Annotated in this window: 16 protein-coding genes and 3 pseudogenes; 1 reads left to right on the forward strand and 18 read right to left on the reverse strand. The window is 49.4% G+C overall.

Going from position 1 to position 20,138, the window contains the following annotated elements:
- From DBR24_RS01400 to DBR24_RS01430, 7 genes and pseudogenes are all read right to left on the reverse strand, one after another.
- The coding region (locus DBR24_RS01400; RefSeq protein WP_146188930.1) for an SDR family oxidoreductase at positions 1-799 on the reverse strand (799 nt) is incomplete at its 3' end.
- 213 nt (positions 800-1,012) lie between these two features.
- Positions 1,013-1,348 (reverse strand): helix-hairpin-helix domain-containing protein, encoded by a 336-nt coding sequence (locus DBR24_RS01405; protein WP_123466599.1) that lies wholly within the window; start codon positions 1,346-1,348, stop codon positions 1,013-1,015.
- A gap of 110 nt (positions 1,349-1,458) precedes the next feature.
- Positions 1,459-3,453 (reverse strand): nucleoside-diphosphate sugar epimerase/dehydratase, encoded by a 1,995-nt coding sequence (locus tag DBR24_RS01410; protein WP_128613675.1) that lies wholly within the window; start codon positions 3,451-3,453, stop codon positions 1,459-1,461.
- Between the two features lie 84 nt (positions 3,454-3,537).
- A complete protein-coding gene (locus DBR24_RS01415; protein WP_128613657.1) occupies positions 3,538-4,587 on the reverse strand; it encodes a glycosyltransferase family 4 protein in 1,050 nt (349 codons plus the stop codon).
- On the reverse strand, positions 4,584-5,555 hold the full coding sequence (locus DBR24_RS01420; RefSeq protein ID WP_128613658.1) for an SDR family oxidoreductase: 972 nt from the start codon (positions 5,553-5,555) through the stop codon (positions 4,584-4,586). Before DBR24_RS01420 ends, DBR24_RS01415 begins: the two co-directional genes overlap by 4 nt.
- A gap of 980 nt (positions 5,556-6,535) precedes the next feature.
- Positions 6,536-6,991 (reverse strand): annotated as a pseudogene (locus tag DBR24_RS30990) (transposase); the annotation flags it as partial.
- A gap of 72 nt (positions 6,992-7,063) precedes the next feature.
- Positions 7,064-7,279, reverse strand: a pseudogene (locus DBR24_RS01430) (transposase domain-containing protein); the annotation flags it as partial.
- A gap of 159 nt (positions 7,280-7,438) precedes the next feature.
- Here DBR24_RS01430 and DBR24_RS01435 point away from each other — a divergent pair.
- The gene (locus DBR24_RS01435) at positions 7,439-8,203 is read left to right on the forward strand and encodes a sulfotransferase domain-containing protein (RefSeq protein WP_128613659.1); all 765 of its coding nucleotides are present in this window, start codon (positions 7,439-7,441) and stop codon (positions 8,201-8,203) included.
- Between the two features lie 19 nt (positions 8,204-8,222).
- Here DBR24_RS01435 and DBR24_RS01440 read toward each other — a convergent pair.
- The 11 genes and pseudogenes from DBR24_RS01440 to DBR24_RS01490 form a co-directional block, all read right to left on the reverse strand.
- Positions 8,223-8,412 (reverse strand): annotated as a pseudogene (locus DBR24_RS01440) (transposase); the annotation flags it as partial.
- A 337-nt stretch (positions 8,413-8,749) separates the two neighbouring features.
- A complete protein-coding gene (locus DBR24_RS01445; RefSeq protein ID WP_128613660.1) occupies positions 8,750-9,859 on the reverse strand; it encodes a glycosyltransferase family 4 protein in 1,110 nt (369 codons plus the stop codon).
- Positions 9,856-11,001 (reverse strand): glycosyltransferase family 1 protein, encoded by a 1,146-nt coding sequence (locus DBR24_RS01450; protein WP_128613661.1) that lies wholly within the window; start codon positions 10,999-11,001, stop codon positions 9,856-9,858. Before DBR24_RS01450 ends, DBR24_RS01445 begins: the two co-directional genes overlap by 4 nt.
- Positions 11,002-11,898: a GDP-mannose 4,6-dehydratase gene (locus tag DBR24_RS01455; RefSeq protein ID WP_128613662.1), complete on the reverse strand. Its 897-nt coding sequence runs from the start codon at positions 11,896-11,898 to the stop codon at positions 11,002-11,004.
- Positions 11,898-12,929 carry a GDP-mannose 4,6-dehydratase gene (gene gmd, locus DBR24_RS01460; protein ID WP_128613663.1) on the reverse strand — a complete coding sequence of 344 codons (1,032 nt, stop codon included), beginning with the start codon at positions 12,927-12,929 and terminating at the stop codon, positions 11,898-11,900. The genes DBR24_RS01455 and gmd overlap by 1 nt, the downstream gene beginning before the upstream one ends.
- A 304-nt stretch (positions 12,930-13,233) precedes the next feature.
- On the reverse strand, positions 13,234-13,818 hold the full coding sequence (gene cysC, locus DBR24_RS01465; protein WP_128613664.1) for an adenylyl-sulfate kinase: 585 nt from the start codon (positions 13,816-13,818) through the stop codon (positions 13,234-13,236).
- 280 nt (positions 13,819-14,098) lie between these two features.
- Positions 14,099-16,279 carry a glycosyltransferase gene (locus tag DBR24_RS01470; protein ID WP_128613665.1) on the reverse strand — a complete coding sequence of 727 codons (2,181 nt, stop codon included), beginning with the start codon at positions 16,277-16,279 and terminating at the stop codon, positions 14,099-14,101.
- Positions 16,276-17,448 (reverse strand): FkbM family methyltransferase, encoded by a 1,173-nt coding sequence (locus tag DBR24_RS01475; RefSeq protein WP_256591235.1) that lies wholly within the window; start codon positions 17,446-17,448, stop codon positions 16,276-16,278. Before DBR24_RS01475 ends, DBR24_RS01470 begins: the two co-directional genes overlap by 4 nt.
- A 109-nt stretch (positions 17,449-17,557) precedes the next feature.
- Complete coding sequence (locus tag DBR24_RS01480; protein ID WP_128613667.1) at positions 17,558-18,487, reverse strand: GDP-L-fucose synthase; 930 nt, start codon at positions 18,485-18,487, stop codon at positions 17,558-17,560.
- A gap of 33 nt (positions 18,488-18,520) precedes the next feature.
- Positions 18,521-19,261 (reverse strand): ABC transporter ATP-binding protein, encoded by a 741-nt coding sequence (locus DBR24_RS01485; RefSeq protein ID WP_128613668.1) that lies wholly within the window; start codon positions 19,259-19,261, stop codon positions 18,521-18,523.
- Positions 19,262-19,275: 14 nt separating this feature from the next.
- Positions 19,276-20,076: an ABC transporter permease gene (locus DBR24_RS01490; RefSeq protein WP_128613669.1), complete on the reverse strand. Its 801-nt coding sequence runs from the start codon at positions 20,074-20,076 to the stop codon at positions 19,276-19,278.
- Positions 20,077-20,138: the final 62 nt, after the last annotated feature.

The following is a 20,138-nucleotide window of genomic DNA, read 5'->3' on the forward strand; positions in this document are numbered from 1 at the left end:
GACCTGATTTGTAGCGCTGGGCTGCAGCGCTGCGCGAAAGGTTCGGCGCCATGACATGGCGCGCCGCCACAAACGACTGCCATTCGCCGGCATCGGGCAGCGATGGAATGGTGACCAGTTCGCCCTGATCCAGACCGGCCAGGGCGGCATCCACCATCTCCCCGGCGTCCATGACCATTTCCGCCGGAATGCCACTGGCGTCGATCCCCGAACGCTCCCAGATTTCAGTGCGGGTCACGCCCGGCAGCACGGCCTGGATCTGCACGCCGGAGCCTTCGAGCTCCGCGTTCAACGATTGGGTCAGACTCAACACATAGGCCTTGCTGGCGGTGTAGGTCGCATTGAAACGCTCGGGGAACAGCGCCACGACCGAGGCGATGTTGATGATCGTGCCGCGACCTGCCTTGGCGAAACTGGCAGCGGCGGCCGACGCCAGACGCGTGACGGCGGTGATGTTCAACTGGATCAGGCGTTCCAGTTGATCCATGTCGGCATTGGCCAGCGGGCCGTCGGCGGCCACGCCGGCATTGTTAACCAGCAGGCTGATGCTCGAATCGCTGCGCAAGCGCTGTTCGAGTTTGATCACATCGTCCTTTTGGGTCAGATCCGCTTTCCACACCTCGACCTGCACACCGTGAGCGTCGCGCAATTGGCTGGCGGCGCTGTCCAGACGGGCCTTGTCACGGGCCACCAGCAACAGATCAAAACCACGCGCCGCCAGACGCTCGGCGTAAATCGCACCGATACCCGACGAGGCGCCAGTGATCAGAGCCGTACCTTGAGACTGCACAGAATTCATGACTTTGCTCCTGAAACACTTGTGAGTGGGCAAATAACCCCCGAGCCGGACAGCTCAGGGGCGGCGAATTATTATAGGCATAATATCAAGCCAATATGATAGCCGTAATTTTTACCTTTCTGGAGAACACCTCGCCTGCCTGCCGCAGGTGTTCGCACTGCAAAACGAAAAAGGCCGGTCAATGACCGGCCCCCTTGGCGTTGAACCTGCAGCTTAGTTGACTTCCAGCTTCTCGCGATTGCGATCCAGAATTGCCTTGCCGATTCCCTTCACTTCCAGCAGCTCATCCACCGAGGCAAAGGGTCCGTTTGTTTCGCGATATGCAACAATCGCCTTCGCCTTGGCTTCACCCACGCCTGAGAGCTCTTTCTGCAGCGTTACCGCATCGGCGTCGTTGAGATCAATCCTGGCACTCTGGGCGGCCGCTGGCACTTCCATCACCAGAGGCGCCTTGGGTGAATCGGAAGGCGCGACAGGTGCGGCGATTGCGGCAATCGAGGCGCTGGTGAGGAAAGCGAAAATCAGAGAGTAGAAGTAACCGGTACGCATTTGTGACGCTCCATCATCGTTTGAGAAAGCAGCTTTTCCGAAGCTGCTCTCCAAACTTAGGTCATGGTGCGCCCATGTCAAAAATGCGTGCGTTACAGGATGTGAAACAATCAGGGTTCGAGACGACGTTGCTGATAGATCCAGTCGACGATCTCGCCATCGGGGGTGTAGCCGGAGACGGTTTCGCGCAGTAGCTGGCGGACGCGCGAGTAATCATCCTCATCAACCGCCGCCAGCAAACTGGCCAGCCTAACCTTTAACACTTCCCAAGGTAGATGATCCTCATTGGCCGTCATGATCATCGGATGTGGTGTTGCAGCAACGTTGTCTCCGATCAACAGCTCTTCATAGAGCTTTTCACCTGGGCGCAACCCCGTGAACTCGATGGAGATGTCGCCCTGCGGATTGCGATCGGAACGAATACTCAAACCGGACAAGTGGATCATCTTCTCTGCCAGTTCGACGATTTTCACCGGCTCGCCCATGTCCAGCACAAACACATCGCCACCCAGCCCCATCGAACCGGCCTGAATAACGAGCTGCGCGGCTTCGGGGATGGTCATGAAATAACGCGTAATCTTCGGATGAGTGACGGTCAGCGGCCCGCCGGACTTGATCTGGCTATGGAACAGCGGAATCACCGACCCGGAGGAGCCCAGCACATTGCCGAAGCGAACCATTGTGAAACGGGTTTTGTTAACACGGGAAACTTTTGCATTGTCTCCGAACAGCACCGGCGCGACTTCACGACTGAGCGCCTGAAGCGTCAACTCCGCCAAGCGCTTGGTACTGCCCATGACATTAGTGGGCCGCACCGCCTTATCGGTCGAAATCAGCACAAAATTTGCTACGCCGGATTGCAGGGCAGCCTGAGCAGTATTGAGCGTTCCGATCGCATTGTTCAGTACACCTTCGGCGATGTTGTGTTCGACCATGGGCACATGCTTGTAGGCGGCCGCATGATAAACCGTGTCAACCTTCCAGGTTTTCATCACATCGAGCAATTTGTCCTGGTGGCGTATAGACCCGAGTATGGGAAGCAATCGAACCGGAGCCGACTCTCGAGAGCTGCGTTGCTCCAGCTCTGAAAGAATGTTGTAGAGATTGAATTCACTGTGTTCGAACAACAGAAGCGCGGTTGGCTCCAACGCAAAAATCTGCCGACACAACTCCGAACCGATCGAACCGCCGGCACCTGTGACCATGACAGTCTTGCCTTTGATACAACGTTCCAGAAGATCAGGCTGAGCTGGAACGGCATCGCGCCCCAGCAGGTCTGCAATATCGACTTCCTGAATATCTTCAACTTTGACTCGGCCACTCGCCAGATCGGAAAAATTCGGCACACTGCGAACGTGCAGCGGAAAGCCTTCCAGCAAGTTGAGAATTTCCCGGCGACGAGCACGAGTCGAGGATGGCAAAGCGAGAAGGATTTCCTGCGCCCCTGTGACGTCGATCATCTGCTGAATATGCTTGGGTTTATAAACCTGCAAGCCTGAGATCGAGCGATCGGAAATACCCGGGTCATCATCGATAAACGCAACAGGGCGCATAACGCGCCCCATGCGCAGTGCGGCAACGAGTTGATTGCCTGCTACACCTGCGCCGTATATCGCAACTTTGGTCAGACCATCGTCACGGTTGGCAAAAGGAACATGCTGCGCGGCTGTAAACCAGTCCCCCATGAAGTATTGCCGCATACATAACCGCAACCCCCCAATGATGACCAGGCTCAACCACCAGTAATTGAAAATGATCGAGCGAGGCACAACCGCTTCGTGATTGCTGTACCAATAAACGACAACCGCCAGAATCAGCGAAGACAAACTGACAGCCTTGATAATCGCAATCAACGCGTCATTGCCAAAATAGCGCATGACGGCACGGTACATGCCGAAGCGAATGAACAATGGAATGGCCACAACAGGGGCGCAGACGAATAGCCAGAAGTGGACTTTGAAGGGGTTGTACATATCATCTATACCCAAGCGCACGATGAATGCCAACCACAGGGCCACCCAAACCAGAAAAATGTCTGTGCCAACCTGTATCAGTCGTTTGCGGCGCCTTGGAAGCCCAACGAGACGCTCTCTGACCTTATCCATTAACTCTTCAAGCACCTCAGTTTCCCTCTTTCAAATGCTGATCACCGTAATGAATCACCACAAGCCGGCATCATGACTCTAAACCTAGATGACAGAATTGTTTTCTTTTCCATCATCAGCGGTCTTTTCAAGCTCCCCTGCATGAAACCTGATAGCGAGAAAAACCAGCGGGACATAGGCTAAAAGTACACCCCATACGCCGCCCAGCCCAAACCGTGTAACACCTACCGCAATCGGCAACAGCCAGCATAGATTGATCAAGCCTGTTGCCAAGGTTACGGGCAAATGCCGGCCAAATTGCCTGGAAGCAAACTGATAGGCGTGGCTTCTGTGAGCCTCATACAGTTTGTCTCCTCTGAGCAGGCGCCGGAACAACGTGAAGGTGGCATCCACGATAAACACACCGAGCAGGATGAGCCAGCCCCAAAATAGTGAAGGATCATGCCACGCAGCCTGCAGAGAAAGACCGCCCAGAACAACGCCAAGAAATCCGCTACCCGCATCACCCATGAAAATTTTTGCCGGTGGAAAATTCCAGCAGAGAAAGCCCATCACCGCCGCAGCCAACATCAGCGGAGCCCAGATCAACGCTGTTGCATCGACAAGCCAATACAACACACACGCCCCAAGACAAACACAAACCGCCTCGACACCTGCGATGCCATCAATGCCATCCATGAAGTTGTAAAGATTAAGTAGCCATACCAGATAAAACGCTGCTAACACATGGCCAAACCACCCGAGGTCGAAAGTCCCACCCCATATCTCGACGGCCGGCAATCCACCTAACCAGAACAGCAACCACGTCGATGCAGCAAAATGCCCCAACAAACGCCAACGGGCCGCGATGTGTCCGTGATCATCCATAAATCCGATAACGGCGATCATCGCTCCCCCACCAACAATCGCAAAAAACGTCGAAGACGACAGCAGCCCTGCGAATAACAGCATTCCCAGCGCTAATGTAAACGCCAGGACAATTGCAACACCGCCTCCTCGAGGAGTGGGGACCGAATGAGAGCTTCGGGCATTAGGAATATCCATCAGGCTTCGAGACAGAGCGTAACGACGCAGCGCCCAAGTGAGGAAAAAAGACACGACAACGATGACAGGGATAAACCAGCCATAACTCATGATTTACGGGAATCCAGAAAATGTTGCGCCGTCAGGCTCAACGCTTTACCGAGGGTGACCGGAGGAGTCCAGCCTAATAATTGTCGGTTCTTACTGATATCAACCTGCAAGGACCCGAGAATACGATCCGACAACGCTCGCTGGCCCAGTAATGCTGCCGCATTGCTCATGAGCCGGGCAGGTATTGGCAACAATATGGCAGATTTGCCCAAGGCGCCCGCCAACTTGCGTAGTAACTGCGTGGTCGACACATCCTCGCCGTCACTGGCCAGGAACACTTGATTGGCGGCCGCTGGGTGGTGGGAGCAGGTCACGATAAGGTCCACCAGATTGTCTATGGCGACGAGACTGCGGTGATTGTGGACAGCGCCAAACGGCAAGGGAACGCCACGGTACAACCAGCGCATCATGCTCAGAAAGTTGGCTTTGACACCAGGCCCATAGACCAGAACAGGACGGATGATGACCACTTCCATGCCCGTGTCTGCAGCAAGCACCTTCAAGCCTTGCTCTGCCTCAAGCTTCGAGATCCCATAGGCATCAATCGGAGCAGGTACGTCATCGGCGTTGAATGCAATGCCAGACTCAGTACCCTCACCGTTCACCTTGATTGAACTGATGAATATAAAACGCTTCACCCCGGACGCCGCAGCCTGGCGTGCGAGGTCCAAGGTAGCCTCGACATTCACCTTGCGAAACGCAGCCAGCGGATCAGCAGAAACGTCATTCATGACGTGAACCCGCGCGGCAGCATGCACGACACAGTCGACGTCCTTCAGCACGTCACTCAAGTCAAACGCTGCTTCAAGACTGGTAAAGGGTATCGAACGCACACCCAGGGGGAAACTCGTAGACATATTCCTGACCGGCGCGATCACAGAATACTCTGATAACAACGCCAATCGGTTGATTAACGCCTGCCCCACAAAACCGCTGCCGCCGGTAACCAGGAATGTCTTAAAGCTCATTGGTGCCCCTTAGGAGTAGATGAAGACATCAATGCATGAGCCGCCTAGCAGATGATGGGGAGATGATAATCGCAACAGCAGACAGCACTGATCATGAACAATGTGTATCTGGAAAAGGCATGCGGGCAGTAGTTTATTGAATTACCTCAAGGTTAGCCACTTCACCCGCCCCCTTAACGTAAGGGCGGACCAACTGTGGGGAAATAAGCCTGCTTTCATGGCCTATAACCTTCAACTTGAGAGCGACGAAATGTGCTCCGGCATCACCTTACTCACCTGAAGGTTGCTGAAGAACTGCATCATCTGCTGACGTTAGAGTTTCTTACGAAATATCTCCCGGCCTGTCTTATCCTTACCGTGTAGATGGGAGCTGTATTTGCCGAGATCAACCTGGAGCATTGCTAATTCGCTCATGATGATGGCTTCAACCCTCAGGGAAAGCCTCGCTCCCTCAGGGTGTCAGGGTAACCAGCTGCCTCCCGAGCTCTTGATTTCGGAGATCAGAGCGGATGCGCCGATCGATCAGTTGAGCGTCCATGTGTCGATTGATTTACTATACAGAGTGTCTGAAATGAACTGCTCAAGCTACTACACAGACCGCCTCAGTCGCCAAACGCCTGATGTCGACCGATTTCAGTTACGCCGCCGCGTGAGGGAGTTGTTCTCGAAAACACTCTGACCTGGAAAACTGACTGGTAAGAAATCTACTCCATCACGAGCTAATTGATATGGAGAATTCAATATGGAACATGAACGCGACGCAAGCAATTAATAAACTTCACTTCTTACGGGGCGAACTCAATGATTAGTAAGTGATCCCTCGCCTACACATTTAAAGTCGCAACTTAACGTCTAATGTTTCACTCCCGATCCCAATGAGAAACCAACTACCATGATATGGCCCAACGCAAAAGTGGAAAAAGTGATAGACGTGCCATAACTCCAACCACCGATAGATGGGCTTTATCTTTACGCGACATCTAGTGCGAACAGCTGCACGGTGACAAGGCGTCAAAGTCTTCTACCGAGTTTGCCTGGCGCAGACAAGTATAGGACTCTTGGCCGTTGGCCTTGCCGATTTCGACTAGGCTGTAGCTTGAGCACAGGAGGTCGCGTCCCTAGGCGTGTCACTGAACAGCCAATTTGTATGCACCCTTAGGTTGTACTTTTTGCGCATCGACGAACTTGCGCCGAGCATGTGTCCCGCAACCCAAACGCTAGACACCCGGCTGCGCACCCAAAGCGTTATAGTCCAGCGCAATCGTCGGTCATTAGGTAGCCGCGATAATCAGCGAGCAAACTAGCTCGACTGGTGGTGTAGCGAAACAGTGCCACAGGCGTTCTGGCGGACCGCTGGCTTTACCCAAAATCCAGGACTGGCTGGTCGCGTCTGGATCCTGCTCCGTCAGCACTTGTACCCGCGCTTCATCACAGTGATAGCGGGTTTTCGTATGCGCGCCATAACCCCCCCTCTAAAGTGGGTCAACGGTTTACTGTGGCATCTCCTGTTAACGGCTCCACGCTGACAGGGCTTCGTAGTCTTCAACCGACGAGTCATACGGCAACCGCTCCAGTATGTGGCGCAGCCACGTATAGGGTTCCTGGCCGTTGATTTTGGCGCTCTCAAGCAGCCCGTAGATCTGGGCGCTGGCGGTCGCGCCCTTGGGGGTATCGCTGAACAACCACCCCCTGCGTACTTTGACAAACGGCTTGATCGCTCCTTCGAACCTTATGTAGTGAGGGCATGAAAATCGGTGGATATTTCAGACCTTCCTTAACTAACCAAAATTATTGTAGAGTTGCTTGCATTACTCTAGTAAATACTAGCGGAATTTTTCCTGCTTGAAAAAAAATCCAACATAACTCATCATAAAAAAATTATCATGAAGGAACTGGAAGCTATGAAAGAGCCTACTCGCATTGCAGTAATCAGCTCACCACGAAGCGGAAATTCATGGATACGCTCGGTTCTGGCGGGTTCTCTAAACATGAATGAAATAGCTGTGCATAATTATCTCGATGCACCAAACGAACTCCCGGACAGGTGCTTTTTGCAGATTCATTGGTACAGAGAACCAAACTTTCAAAAATGGTTGCGTCTCAATGATTTTAAAGTAGTTACGATTGCAAGAAACCCATTTGACATTCTGCTTTCAGCTCTACACTACTCACAATTCGAACCGGACACAGCAAGGTGGTTAGAGGGAAACACCGGCTTGCCAAATGGCTTGCTAAATGCAACTCCATATTCGAAGGAATTTTTGCAATATGCTTTGAGCTTTGAGGCCGAAAATCTTTTGTCGATTACATACCAATGGTGGCATCAAGCGGATGCCATAAAACTACGATACGAAGACGTCACGCGTGATCCAAATGGGACTCTGGAAAAAATAGTTTCAGCTTTTGGCGGCGACCGTGATGCTCTCCAACCTATGCTTGAAAGCATTAGTTTTGAGAAAATGAAAAATACGCCGAATAGACACGGGTGGCAGGGGCGTCCGGGGTTATGGAGAGAATTGATAACGCCAATAGATGCGCTAAAGATCTGGCAACGCCACCGGCGTATTTTCCAAGTATTGGGATATAGGTTCTACCCCTATTGGCTTTCTCAGAAATCGGCAAAGAAAAATTGGTCTGATTTAGCGTGAGGGACCTCCTCTAACACACACGGTCTCTGGGGATGTCCAGCCGAAGCGGGCCGTCATCGGTTAACACGGTCTTGGCGCTTTACCATTGCGCTCGTACTCGACTCCTCAGGACGCTCCGCGCCGATGGTGCCCCAACCCGGCACCCAAGACGCGTTCCATCAGTGTTTTTTGAACGTCATCGAAGTGCCCTGAATTGCTTCTGTACTCATCGAGCCGTTTACGAACTAATCAATCAGCTCTTTTTGAATGGCTGGAGGGCGGCGAGTGGACTCGTAGGTCATTTTTTTCTTGGGAGCATATACGCACTTCTGCAACATGTTATGCACGAACACAAACTTTATGAAACTCCCTCTGAACTGGGAGCGCATGACTGCCCTGGCAAGACTATTCATCTTCTATCTGCCTGAACTACCTATGCATCCTTATCCCGCACCCGCTTCGGCGTCGAAACCCAAGGCAGGAGCCATATGCGGTAATTTCGCACGCACGGGTCTGTGCGGGGGGTGGCAGGTGGCTGCCATTGCTACCGCAACCCAATTAACATACTCAAAGCAGCGAACGATAAATCTCAGCATAGGATTCGGCCATCGAAGATGAGGAAAATACCTCTTCAAAACGCCGTCCAGCCGCCTCTCCCATCGAAGCAGCAAGCGCTGGTTGATTCCAGAGATGGTTCATTGCCTCTGCCAGTGCCAAAGAATCACGGGGAGGAACAACCAACCCGGTCTCTCCTGCGATGTTGATGAAAGTGGTGCCGGAGCCGATCTCACAAGAAATCATTGGCTTCCCATACATCGCTCCCTCAAGCAATGAAATACCAAAAGACTCGGACCTGAGGTGCGACGGAAAAACGAACCCGTAGCAAAGCGTCAACAGAGCAACCTTATCTTCATCGGGCAATCCCCCGAGAAAATGCACGTTTGACAACCTTAATTGAGTCGCCTGGGCCTTGAGTTCTGCTTCAAGGTGCCCTCCACCCAGTATCACTACGGGAAGTTGACTCGTCGTAGCAGCCTCAAGCAGGCAGTCCAGGCCCTTGTAGTAACGTAACGCGCCAACAAACAGAAAAAAACGTTCGCCCAGACGCTCTCGCCAGAATGCCAACTTTTCCAGCGAAGGCACTGGATAGGATTTTCGATCCAGTCCGTAGGGAACAACACGCACTTTATTTTTGAAACGCGTTAGCACAGTACTACTTACAGCGTAATTGGGTGATGAGGCGACAATGCAGTCAACACTTGACAAGAAGCGATTCATCAAGGGCTGATACAACTTGAGGAGCGTCTTTTGCTTAACGATATCGGAGTGATAACTGACCACGGTGGGCTTGCGAATCCGACTGATAAAATGCACAAGATCCATGTAAGGCCAAGGAAAGTGGTAGTGAATAATGTCCGCCTCCCGTGCAAGCTCCGCAAAGTCCTTAAACGCTGATAACGAAAAACCTGTAGACGCAACATGCATATCCAACTTTGAACGATGAGTCAGGTGGTGCCCCACCATCTCGTTGCGAGCCGCCCCCCGCTCACTCAGATAGAGTACCTGGGACTCATATCCGTGACTTAGCCCGCCTTCTGCAATCTGGAAAATAACTTGTTCAATTCCACCCATCGTCTCCGGATAGTAAGTCTTGAAGAAGTGCAGAACCTTGATCATCGCTCTTTGACCACCATCTTATAAACCTCAAGCGTATTCATGGCACAACGTTCCCAGGAAAACTTTGCCGCATGCAATAAGCCTTGCTCGATGGCACTGGTGCGCCAAGCTTGATCTTCCAGACCGCGCTGGATGAGCCCGGTCAATGCCTCAATGTCCATAGCATCACACATCAAAGCCGCATTACCCGCAACCTCAGGTAGCGAAGAACTGTTGGAACAAACGACCGGCACCCCGGAACTCATGGCCTCCAGAACAGGCAACCCGAACCCCTCATACAACGAAGGAAAAGTAAACAACCGAGCGCCGGCAAACAAGAATGGCAGGTCTTCACCGGGGATGAATCCCAGATAATAAGCCCAGCCCTCACGTCTGGCGCTCTCGAGCCGTTGATGGATACTTTCGTTTCGCCAACCGTGGTAACCGGTTAACACCAGAGGCCAACGCTTGCGAACATCTAATGGCAACCGCGAATAGGCATCTAGTAACGTGGTGATATTTTTGCGGGGCTCTATCGTTCCTACGAACAGGCTATAGCCGCCCACTTCAAGGCCATGTCGCGAAAGCGTGCTTTTAAGCTCATCCGCAGTGCGAGGGTGAAACTCGGCAGAACTGGCGAGCGGCACCGTATAGATTCGCTCAAGAGGCCAGGAAAAGTATTCTGCCAACTCATTGCGCGTGTAATCTGAGTCAGTTATCAGTGCATCAGCTCGGCCCAGAGTGGTCTTGAGCTCCTTCTGCAAATAGCGCACAAGTTGCGGCGCATGGCAGTGGGACCACGTGAAAGGAGAGAGATCGTGAAAGGTAGCAACACTGCGACCAGCAAAGGGCGGCAGATAATAGTTGGGACTATGGTAAAGAAAATCGCTATGGGCTTTTAATGCCTGCTTTCTAAGCAGCGGCATAAGAAGTCGATAGGCTTCAACCGCCAGAAAATTTTTCTGCACCGCTCGCTTTAGGCCGTAACCATTACCAGATTCGTCGGCAGCCGTCGGCAGCGACGACAAAAATCGTCGACCGGAAAAAAACTGCAGGTCTGTAATTTCGGGGCTTTGCTGCAGGCGCAGCGCCAATTCGTAGGTATACCGACCGATGCCAGTCAGTGGAAAACGGACCGGCTCAACAGAAAGAATTAACTTCATTTATTCGACCGTGAGCATCCAGCTGAGAGTCTCAGCAAGTGGTGGAGTCTCCCAATCAGGCACAAACGTTTTAAGTAGAGTGTTATCACCACATAGAGACTTCACTTCATTGACCCGCACAAAAGCCGGATTGACTTCAACATCAACCTTATGACCAGTCAGCGCTGTACATATATCAAGTACTTGTTGAAGTGAATGAGAAACGCCCGAGCTAACATTTATTACTTTGCCTAAGGGACGTGCCTCTAACAATAAGCGGTACGCATGAACCAAAGAACGAACGTCGCTAAAATCGCGAGAAACATCCAGATTGCCAAGTTCAATGTGGTCAGCTTTTTGCCTGAAATGAGAAACAATCTTTGGCAACAAAAAGCTCTCCGACTGCCCAACCCCCGTATAATTAAAAGGGCGAGCAATAACAATTGGAAGTTTTTTCATCCAAAGTTTAGCCATGTATTCCATAGCCAATTTGCTTACCGCATAATCATTAGCAGGGGCAGGCAGAGTAGATTCGCTTAATAGACCTTCAGAAGTATTACCATAAACATTGGCACTACTTACCAAGAGGACACAATCAGGCGTCTTACCTGAGTCAGCAATGGCCTCAAGCAAATTTCGCGTGCCTATCAAGTTTACTTCGTAAAATGCGTTGACGTCCCGATGCTCAACAAATGCCAGCGCCGCCAAATGGACAACAAAGTCCGGCTGAACGTTGCCTAATACATTGCGAAGACCTTCTAAATCTGAAAGATCTACTTGTTGATAATTCTCTTCGTGTGCCGGCTGAGTTCCCAGGCCAACAACATCGTAACCAAAACTTTTCAGTTCCGACGATAAATAACGGCCAGTAAAACCATTAACGCCCGTTACCAGAACTCGCTTGCCGGCTGTAATCATTAGAAAGAGAACCCTTGTTTATTACGGCGCAAATCAGCCTCAACCATCATCCGGCAGAGCTCTTCAAGGCTAGTTTTAGGCTCCCAACCAAGCTTGTCTTTAGCTCTTGCAGGGTTACCGATCAACAAATCAACCTCGGTAGGGCGATAGAACTTAGGATTGATAGAAACAAGGGTATTCCCTGTTGCGATATCTACGCCTATTTCATCTTCCGCCTGACCTTTCCACTCGATATCAATATCAACGGCTTTGAATGCCATAGATACAAAATCCCGAACAGTTTCAGTACGGTTGGTTGCAAGAACAAATGTGTCAGGTTCGTCTGCTTGAAGCATACGCCACATACCTTCAACATATTCCTTGGCAAAACCCCAATCGCGCTTAGCATCCATATTACCAAGCTCGATTTTATCCAAAAGACCAAGCTTAATCTTAGCAACAGAGTCAGTAATTTTGCGTGTAACAAACTCACGACCCCTTAAGGGCGACTCGTGATTGAACAAAATACCGCTGGCTGCAAAAATACCGTAAGACTCACGATAATTAATTGTCATCCAGTGTGCATATAACTTCGCAACACCATAGGGGCTACGAGGATAAAATGGCGTACTTTCGATTTGAGGAATAGCCTGAACCTTACCAAACATCTCGGAAGTGGATGCTTGGTAAAAGCGAGTTTTCGGGCTAACTATACGGATAGCTTCCAACAAATTAACCGCGCCAAGACCGGTTATTTCCGCAGTTGTCAGTGGCTGATCAAAGGAGACACCGACAAAACTCTGCGCTGCGAGGTTATAAACCTCAGTCGCTCCAGTTGTCTGCAACAGACGAATACTAGCCGAGAGATCAGTGAGGTCATATTCTACGAGATGAAGGTTGGGATGACGATCAATCCCAAGCTCTTCAATACGCCAGAAATTGACGGAGCTAGTCCTACGATACGTTCCGTAGACCGTATAGCCCTTCTCAAGAAGCAGCTCTGCCAAATAGGCGCCGTCTTGACCAGTGATACCAGTGACAATAGCTTTCATGCGAATCCTCTAAACTCCATCTCTGTGCCGACCACGGCACTGACTTTAAGCAGCGACCTAAGCCGCCAGAGTAAATGGGCGCGCCCTCTCTACCTGAGGCTGAATATACCGAATTCAGGCGAAGGAAACGATAGCCAAGCGCCCACCCCCTCAAAAAATATCCGATTCTCACAACCACTTGTGTCACGCGAGAAAGAATCTCAATGACAGCGTATCCGAAAATCAACTCAGAACGGAATAGCCCTTAGATAAATCAATCAATACCGAATCTTTCAAATAAGAGCGCCAAGAATCAATAAAATGTTCAAAACCCCAGTAACTCGCAAATTTTCCGCACACACTCATCCACCGATAAAACACCGGCATCCAAAATCAAGTCGGGGCTCTCAGGTTTTTCATACGGAGCAGAAACTCCCGTAAAACTGTCAATTACACCATCGCGAGCTCTGCGATACAAGCCCTTAGGATCGCGCGACTCACAAACTTCTAACGAAGTAGAAATATATACTTCACGGAAAAATTCTGGACCTATTATAGTCCGAGCACGGGCTCGATCAATACAAAAAGGAGAAATCAATCCAACTATCACAATTAATCCAGCATCATTCATCAAGCGAGAAACTTCTGCCGCTCGGCGAAGGTTTTCAGCTCGCCCTTCTGACGAAAATGAAAGATCAGAATTTAAACCGTGCCGTAGATTGTCACCATCCAAAACGTAACAATTCAAACCCAACTTAGTTAAGTACTCCTCCACCGCATAGGAGATAGCCGATTTCCCCGACGCACTCAACCCTGTCAACCACAATGTAGCAGGCTCTTGCTTAAGCAACCGTTTTCGATCCTCGGAAGTCACTAAGCCTTTTTGCCAAACAATATTGTCGTTACCCATAAAAACACCTTTGACAATTCGAAAATAGGCGACTCATATCGTGTCGTGCATGTAAAACGATTGCCCTCACAGAAAGCACGCAAACCAGTGACTCACGCACCTAATGCATCTACATCATGAATTGTAACAGTTGCATGATCAGCGGAAGTCTCTCTAATCATTTGATGAGTCTCAACAGATGATGCCGAACAAACCCCACCCTGCGAGCCAACATACCTCTAACCCTATTAAAGGAAAATGTAGAACCGCTTGTCGCCACCTCGCAAATGAAAAGAAACACTTACGCACTCTCCCCATCAACGAAGACCAGTTCCATCTCTGGATTAAAGTAAGAGACCGCTGTTGAGACATTGCTTACCACATGGAACAATACGTCGCATCGCGCCATGGTCATCGCATCCCGAATAACCTCCCAAGCCATGCGAGTTGACCAATTTTCCGGATTTGCAGCCACTAAATGTTGAACCTGAAAGCCTTCTTTAGCTTTTTCTTCATCTGGCAGACTGTCATAGTATTCATCTTCTGATACACGCGTTCGACGAACATCAGAATAAGAGTAGACCCGCTCACCAAATGCCTCTTTAAATTGCTCAACAACTCGATCCTGGTCAGTGGCTAAAAACACACCCCACTTATCAGAAGCCTGATCTATTTTAGATGAGGCGAGCTTATCGATGACAGCATCAACGAATGATTTTCCGTGTGCTATACATGCACCCGGTTGCTCGATAATATGACTTGGGTGCTTTACGTGAGCGGCAACCATAAACTTCCCATCGAAGTTCTCATCACAAAAACCATCAATCTCCGCCTGAAACTCAGGAAGAAGTTTCACATGTTCTTTGTAAATAGCGTGGTATTGCCGTCTAAACGACTTGAACGATGCACTACCATAGAGATCATATGCATTCACGTAAGTGAGTAGTGGCTCGCGATGCTGGTTCCAAATAGTCTGTGGCAGGGAGGACTTATCGTAGAGAAAAGCTTCGTCATTCATCTCCTCAACTGTAAGCCCGTAAAGCGGTTCAAACAACTTCAGCCATATATTTCCATCGTTCGGAGTGCCATAACAAAAACTAACAAGCTTGCCGTTTTCATGCTTTGGCAAAAGGCGCTTTACGTCCCAGTCAGGCAGGACCAAATGGCATCTATCATCTCGAACATCCCAAACGAGATGACTGACAAAACAGTTAAAGACCGAGAAAAAACCACCGTCATGGGCTGGAATTACCGAGCGATTAATTACTGCCAAAGAAGAAGAGTAAGATCCAACTTTGGCAAAGGCCGCAGAACGACAATTCTCTGGAATATGGGTGTAATCAGAACCTTTAGCATTTTTTTTGAATGCGAGCAGATCGGGCGCAATTGTTGTCGCGTAATCAATGGCCAATCGGCTAAACGAAAAATTTTCCGCCCTCTTACGTCGGGCAGATGCAGTGTCTGCGGAATCGGTAGAGTTGAAATAATTATAAGCCGCTCTCAATGCTTTACGAGCATCGTGGACGGACACTGAATACTGCTTGCCAAATACCTGATTATCGATCTCAGGATAGCGCGCTGGTGATGGCAACGTTGTGGGAATGGAGTAGCAACCGGCAACCCCAAACATATCACGGTGCGGGCCCAGGTCAGAAAGCACCAGCATTTTTCCCAAGGCAAGTGCTTCTCTTGGACCAATCGAATACCCTTCACCTTTAGAGCAGTTTACGAATATGTCGAAGGAGTCGATTAATGATGTTTTGGTCGCTACGTCAAGATGCTCATGACTTACGAAAACATTATTGACCCCAGAAGAATTAATCTTTTCTATAATTTTGTTATATGTGGGGCCAATAGCTAGATTGGAGTGCAGATACAACTCGACATCATCTTCCGCCGAGAACTCTTGCAGAAAGGCCTCAATCAAAATATCAACGCCTTTGCGTTGATGAAATGCGGCAACCGAACCAAATTTTACTTTCTTGGTATTGCGAACGACAGGCCGGACCAAAAGATCTTCCAACTCTAATCCGATAGGCAATGTGCCTACAGGGATCGTCACCCCAGACCCGATGGCAATAGCCTCGAGATGTCGACTTGTGAAATACGCCACATCAAATGAGTTATTAAGAATCTCAACCCATTTTGCAGGGAACTCATCAGAATCATAGGCAATGTGAGCTATACGCAAACCGTGCTTTGGAACGATCGTATAGTTTAAATCGTGCTCACCATTCCATAACACGTCGGTATAAAAAAACACTTTGGGAGCGGAGATGTTTCTGCACACCGGTATTTCTTTACCGTTGGGCAGACGAATATTCTCGTCACCCACGATACCGGAGTTAGTCGGATAGATGCTAACTGGAAAAAAACGCGACAATAGCTCGCAGGCCGCTAGCGAAACAGCACCGATACCAGTGCTGAAATCAGTGCGGCCGATAATGCAAACTTCCGCATTACTATTTGTAAAATCAATCATTTCCGCCCCCCAAGGCGCTGAATAATATTCATCACCTTTCTAACGGGAGCCATCACGCGCCACGAAGTACTGTGCCTGATCAGGTCAATGTCGGACTGCAGCGTGGAGACTCGCTGACGCAAATCAACCACTTCATCGGCTACTAATACTTTACTTTCAAGGGCATTAACGCGGCTAAGTGCATTGAGTCGCTCGCGAGTCAAATGACCAATATGCCGAGAGCTTTCGTAAATTTCCTGATAACACGACTCCAGTTCGAGTTTCGTCCTTTCCAACTCCGCTCTCAACGAGCCTTCCTTTTCAGCCGTGGAAGATACAAGCTGATTATAACTATCCAATACAAATTCAGCCTTAACCACAACACTCGCCCCATCAACGTGCTCAGGAAATTCAAATTTACTCAAATTGCCATTCAAAACTACCACCTGTTCTTGCAAATCAATGTTCTGGCGACGCTCATATTCATCAAACCAATTTGGCGGAACTGAGAATTTGTCGGAAAGAATACTGTACTTTTCTTCCGCGACGTAAAAACGATTCAAGCCATCAAAATACACAAATTTGTAGCCCGCCTCTAAAAGAAGAGGCTCCCACTCCTGATGAGAAGGAATCTGGGTATTTGGTTTCGTTGCCTCAACGAGAACTATCCAAGGCCGAAACTTAGTAAAGTCTGCACTCTGCAGCACCGAAGCTTCACCACCTTCAACATCGACCTTCAAAAAGTGTATCTCTTGATTCACGTACGCATTGCATACGTCAGCCAAAGTACGGGTTTCGACACTAACGGACTCTACAATTCGACCCTCTTCCTTGTAGGCGGACGCGTACTCGGAAACCGATGTCGAAAGACCATTACCCGCATCAACGGAATAGAATTCCTTCACACCTGAAGCAATATCAATTGCTATATTAAGATTTATATCTCGTGGACGATGCTCGCTGACAAGCGCATACGCACTCGCCATCGGTTCGATATTAATGCCTCTCCAGCCCGCATCATAAAAAGCCTTTGTGACAGAATCAGCGACAGGATCACAGGCGCCTACATCAATATAGAAACCTTTTTCATATTTACCTAAAGCACGCCACAACATTACATCTTCGAGATTCTGAGAATATGATTTAAACGTCACAACTGCCACCCTCACCTTGAAAAATAAAACCAACACCGTCAAGTCGCCGATTCATCACAGCATCTGAACACTATCGTTACCTGGCGCTTGCACAAGGTGATTACGTTCGAGCGCCAATCAGTCCATAGAAATCAATACATACCCATCATCTACGAACGTCAGCAATATTATCTTTGAACCAACGATAAGTCTTATCCAGACCTTGTTCAAGGGAATGTGCCGGTTTGAAGCCGAGTGACTCTAGCTTCGAGATATCATATTCGCGCAAATGCTGACCGTCGGGCTTTGTCGAATCCCAGACGATGTCACCTTCAAACCCCGATACTTTCTGAATGCACTCTGCGGTTTCGCGAATTGTCTGCGACACACCAGATGCCAAATTAATAGTACCGTTGAACTGCTCACCAATCATGCGCATCGCGCGGGCAGCATCTTCATTGAACAAGAAGTCGCGTCTGGCTTTACCTGTGCCCCAAACCGGTACACTTTCACCCAGCATATTAGCTTTATGAAATTTCGAAATCAGCGATGGGATGACGTGCCCCCACTGCTCGTCAAACTTATCGAATGGCCCATAAAGGTTAGTCGAGATACAGAACGCAAACTCCATACCGTACTGATCGCTATACGCTTCGAGCTGCGCAAGCATTGCTCTCTTACTATGCGCGTAGGAGGCCTCGGAGTAGTGCGGTGGACCGCTCCAAACCTGCTCTTCCGACATTGGCAACGTTACGCTATCCGAATAAATAGCCGAGGATCCCATCGCGACGACTTTTCTAACGCCCGCCAAGTGAGAAGCATCAATCACATTAGTATTGATACGAGTATTCTCAACAAAAGCCTTTGCTTTATTCTGCAAATTACCCATGATACCAAATACGCAAGCAGCCAAATGATAAACAATTGTCGGCTTTACTTTAGCGAACAACTCCTTAGTCTGCGCCTCATCCCGCAAGTCAGCATCCTTGCTAGAAATCGCTACTATATTTGTATAACCGGCAGCATCAAGCTCGCGTTGCAACGCTTGTCCGATCACTCCTGACGCACCAGTAATTAGAATTTTTTCAGAGTACACTTTCTCACCTATTAAAAAGTTTGCACGTTTATATTAGCCAAAATAAGCATCACAAACTTCGGCCGCCGTACCATCCATCTTGATACGTCCATGCTCAAGCCAAATAGCACGGTTGCACGTATTTCTAATCAACTCTTGCGAGTGACTGGCAATTACCAGGATATGAGTTGACTCAACGAGCTGTGCCATTCTAACTTCAGCTTTATGCTTAAAGCTTTCATCCCCCACTGACAACCACTCATCCATCAGCAAGATCTGTGGTCTCACGATTGTAGATACTGCAAACGCAAGGCGCAAATGCATGCCGCTGGAATACGTCCGCATTGGCATTTCGATAAAATCACCGAGCTCCGAGAACTCGATAATTTCTTCAACCTGCTCCGAAATTTCGGACTTACTCAAACCAAGCAAAGCTCCCCGGATATATATGTTTTCTCGGCCCGTCGCTTCGGGATCCACACCGAGAGAAATATCAATCAAAGAGCCTATATCACCTTGAATATTGGCGGTTCCTACCGATGGAGCATAGACGCTGCTCAGCATTCGCAGCAGGGTACTTTTACCTGCGCCATTATGACCCAACAACCCAACACGATCGCCGTGACCGATACTGAAGTTGAGTCCATCGAGCGCTCTTACCACAACTCGCCCTTGGGAGTCCGAGCCTAACTGACCACCCGTTGCAACCTGAATTAAGCGCTTTTTTAACGAGCGGCCGTTAGCATTATAAACTGGAAAGTCGACGCTTACATTATCAAAAACTATAGAAGCCATTTTTTAATATCTCATTAGAGCCAATATGCAATGCGGGACTTATAACGACCATAAAAAAACAGCGCAAATATCCAGCCTACAATAGCCAAACCAATAGAAACTTCCCAGTTCACCAATGTCGGAACCGCTCCAACTAATGGGGCCCGGACAATTTCCATCAGGTGATAGACCGGATTCATATTCAAAAAGTACTGCGCAGATCTTTCCGGCAGTAAATTCGGCATCCACATGATAGGGGTCAGGTAAAACACTACCTGTAGAACGCTGGTGACAATCTGAGGCAAGTCTCTGTAGCGCGTACAAAGCACCCCCAACACCAAGGCTATCCATGTCAAGTTCAATATAAGAAGCAAGAGACCAGGAATACTAATTAGCGCAACCATGGTGAGCGGCTTGGCTACAGCGATCAAGACCAACGGAAAAATAACGATATTGTGAGCCAATATAAGAATATTTCGCCAGATCAATCTCAGAATATGCACAAATAGCGGAATAGGTAGTTGTTTTATGACGCCCTCAGCAGCAATAAATCCGTTACCGCCTTCACTGATCACGGTCGACATAAAGGTCCACAAAATCATGCCCACAGCCAGAAAAGGCAAAAACTCCCCCATTGGCGCCTTGAAGATCTGGCCGAAAACAACACCGATAGTGCCGATCATTACCCCCATGCTAATGGTCAGCCAGAAGGGGCCCAAGGCTGATCGTCTATACCGTTGCCGCAAATCCTGCCATCCCAGCATTGCGACCAATGAATATCGCCGCAGGGAGTTCCTGACATCATGAAAAGCTACAGAAAATGAATTCTTTTGCATTTAATTACCAACTCTTTATACGCAAACCAATAAAGGCCGACATCAGTCGTTCTTAAACCGAA

The organism is Pseudomonas sp. HMWF006 (genome assembly GCF_003061205.1).
In the GTDB taxonomy this organism is placed as follows: Bacteria; Pseudomonadota; Gammaproteobacteria; order Pseudomonadales; family Pseudomonadaceae; genus Aquipseudomonas; species Aquipseudomonas monsensis.

Excerpts from the sequence above, each read along its gene's own strand:
- cysC (WP_128613664.1), bottom strand. The coding sequence starts at position 13,818 with ATGGGTAACGACAATATTGTTTGGCAAAAAGGCTTAGTGACTTCCGAG.
- DBR24_RS01490 (WP_128613669.1), bottom strand. The coding sequence starts at position 20,076 with ATGCAAAAGAATTCATTTTCTGTAGCTTTTCATGATGTCAGGAACTCC.
- DBR24_RS01405 (WP_123466599.1), bottom strand. The coding sequence starts at position 1,348 with ATGCGTACCGGTTACTTCTACTCTCTGATTTTCGCTTTCCTCACCAGC.
- DBR24_RS01455 (WP_128613662.1), bottom strand. The coding sequence starts at position 11,898 with ATGATTACAGCCGGCAAGCGAGTTCTGGTAACGGGCGTTAATGGTTTT.
- DBR24_RS01450 (WP_128613661.1), bottom strand. The coding sequence starts at position 11,001 with ATGAAGTTAATTCTTTCTGTTGAGCCGGTCCGTTTTCCACTGACTGGC.
- DBR24_RS01415 (WP_128613657.1), bottom strand. The coding sequence starts at position 4,587 with ATGAGTTATGGCTGGTTTATCCCTGTCATCGTTGTCGTGTCTTTTTTC.
- DBR24_RS01470 (WP_128613665.1), bottom strand. The coding sequence starts at position 16,279 with ATGATTGATTTTACAAATAGTAATGCGGAAGTTTGCATTATCGGCCGC.
- DBR24_RS01485 (WP_128613668.1), bottom strand. The coding sequence starts at position 19,261 with ATGGCTTCTATAGTTTTTGATAATGTAAGCGTCGACTTTCCAGTTTAT.
- DBR24_RS01420 (WP_128613658.1), bottom strand. The coding sequence starts at position 5,555 with ATGAGCTTTAAGACATTCCTGGTTACCGGCGGCAGCGGTTTTGTGGGG.
- DBR24_RS01410 (WP_128613675.1), bottom strand. The coding sequence starts at position 3,453 with ATGGATAAGGTCAGAGAGCGTCTCGTTGGGCTTCCAAGGCGCCGCAAA.
- DBR24_RS01445 (WP_128613660.1), bottom strand. The coding sequence starts at position 9,859 with ATGATCAAGGTTCTGCACTTCTTCAAGACTTACTATCCGGAGACGATG.
- DBR24_RS01435 (WP_128613659.1), top strand. The coding sequence starts at position 7,439 with ATGAAGGAACTGGAAGCTATGAAAGAGCCTACTCGCATTGCAGTAATC.
- gmd (WP_128613663.1), bottom strand. The coding sequence starts at position 12,929 with ATGAAAGCTATTGTCACTGGTATCACTGGTCAAGACGGCGCCTATTTG.